At 67.1% G+C, this 1,896-nt stretch carries 2 protein-coding genes; one reads left to right on the top strand and one right to left on the bottom strand.

Annotated features, from left to right (window positions below; translation table 11 throughout):
* The coding region (locus I6U14_RS12150; RefSeq protein WP_296899668.1) for a cobalamin-dependent protein at positions 1-530 on the bottom strand (530 nt) is incomplete at its 3' end.
* 362 nt (positions 531-892) lie between these two features.
* On the opposite strand from I6U14_RS12150, the gene cobF reads away from it, so the two are divergent.
* Positions 893-1,678 (top strand): precorrin-6A synthase (deacetylating), encoded by a 786-nt coding sequence (cobF, locus tag I6U14_RS12145; RefSeq protein ID WP_296899666.1) that lies wholly within the window; start codon positions 893-895, stop codon positions 1,676-1,678.
* Positions 1,679-1,896 lie beyond the last annotated feature (218 nt).

Genomic DNA, 1,896 nt, shown 5'->3' with positions numbered 1-1,896 from the left:
GCCTTGATGGTGTCGATATCCTTGATGGAAGGCTCGGCAGGGGTCGCCACCACGGCGCCGTCGTCGCCCAGGAAGGCGATGCCGTTGATCTGATCGCGCTCGTTAGGCCAGCGGCCCTCGTCGATGGCGCGCACCAGGTTCAGCGTCACGGCTTCGCCCTCGCCGCGGACGATGGCGTCGATCCAGGGCGCCTCCGCGAGCACCTGCTTGAACATAAAGGTGGGATGGATGCCGCCGAGAACGGTGACGGCATTCGGGCACTCCTCCTTGGCGATCTTGAGCACCCGCTGCGCGGCATAGATCATCGGCGTCATGGCCGTGGTCGCGACGACATCAGCCCCAGACTCGCGGATGGCGCTGCGCAGCTGCTCGTCATCCAGGTCGTCCACCAGGGCGTCGACGAACTGATAGTCCATGTAGCCGCCGGCCTTGAGGTAACCGGCGAGGTACGTGACCCAGGCCGGCGACCAGTTCCCGGCGATATCGGCGGCGCCGGCGCTGTAGTTGGGATGGACGAAGAGGATGCGCATGGATCGGCTCCGTGTCGGTGAGCGTCGGTCGCGGACAGGCACCGGCGACTGCGTTAGGGTGGCAGCGCGCCGCTCGGGCGTGGGCCGCCGGCGTGCTGCAACGGTTCTGGTCTGGGCGAGTGTCGGCGACGGCACCCCTTCGCGTCATTGAGCCCCATCTATCATTATGCTGATGCCGGTGTTAGGGGGCGCCTGATCCCGATGCGAAGGGGAAGGCGCCAGGCCGGCTTGGGCCGTTACGGCTCGCCTGCCCCGGATGGTACTGCGCCTGGCGCGTGTCGCCAGCGAAAAAACTGTCATTCCGTCTTTCCGTTGATCGGTGTCAAGCTGGCTGGACACCTGTCCCGCCATGATCATCAGACATGAAGCACTGCGCGCTGATCGGTATCGGTCCGGGGCATCCGGACTTTCTGACCCTCCAAGCCGTGGCCGCCATGCGCCGGGTGGACGTGTTCTTTCTGCTGGAGAAGGCCGGCCGTGGCAAGGACGAGCTGCTCGCGCTGCGCCGGCAGATCATGCAGCGCGTGCGCCCGGACGGCGGCTATCGGGAGGTGGCGGTGCCGAGTCCGCCGCGCCCGCGTGCCGTAGACCGCGACAGCGACGCCTACCGCGGCATCGTCGCCGACTGGCACGCGGAGAAGCGGCGCATCTTCGCGCACCTGCTGACCCGCGAGCTGGCCGGCGGACAGACCGCCGGTCTGCTGTTGTGGGGGGACCCGCTGCTCTATGACCAGACCATCAGCATGGTCGAGGCGGTGGCTCGGGAGCTGCCTGAGACCGTGGAGGTGAGCGTGATCCCCGGCATCAGCGCCGTGCAGGTGCTGGCGGCGCGGCATCGAATCCCGCTCAACCGGGTCGGCGAGTCGGTGCAGATCATCACCGGACGCGAGGCGGAGCAGGTGGACCCGGCGCGAGTGCAGAACGCCGTTGTGATGCTGGATTACAACGCCTCCTTCCAGCGCTTTCTCGGTCAAGACATGGACATCTACTGGGGCGGCTACCTGGGCGCCGACGACGAAGTACTGGTCGCCGGGCCGCTGGATGAGGTCCTGGATGAGCTGCTGCGAGTTAAGGCCAGCCTGCGCGAGGAGAAGGGCTGGCTCATGGACACCTACCTATTGCGCCGGCGTTCGCCCAAGTCGACTTGAGCACGGCGATGCGACATGACAGCCCCCCACACTGGTTGCGTGCAGCGGCAGCGTCGGTTCTCGCGCAATTGTGGTCTCTGCGACAGGCTTAGGCGCCGGGCCACCACGGGGGGGGCCCGCCTTGGCCTTGCTGCGAGCAGCCACCGGGCAACGGGGCGGCGAGCAACATGACGCGACCTGGGCTTAACTCGCCCTGACACAGCCATCGCACCGAGAAC

This window comes from Thiohalocapsa sp. (assembly GCF_019695415.1).
Taxonomy (GTDB): domain Bacteria; phylum Pseudomonadota; class Gammaproteobacteria; order Chromatiales; family Chromatiaceae; genus Thiohalocapsa.
This window is presented reverse-complemented; position numbering and strand designations above follow the sequence as displayed.

Coding starts and splice junctions, on each gene's coding strand:
- cobF (WP_296899666.1), top strand. CDS start 893: ATGAAGCACTGCGCGCTGATCGGTATCGGTCCGGGGCATCCGGACTTT.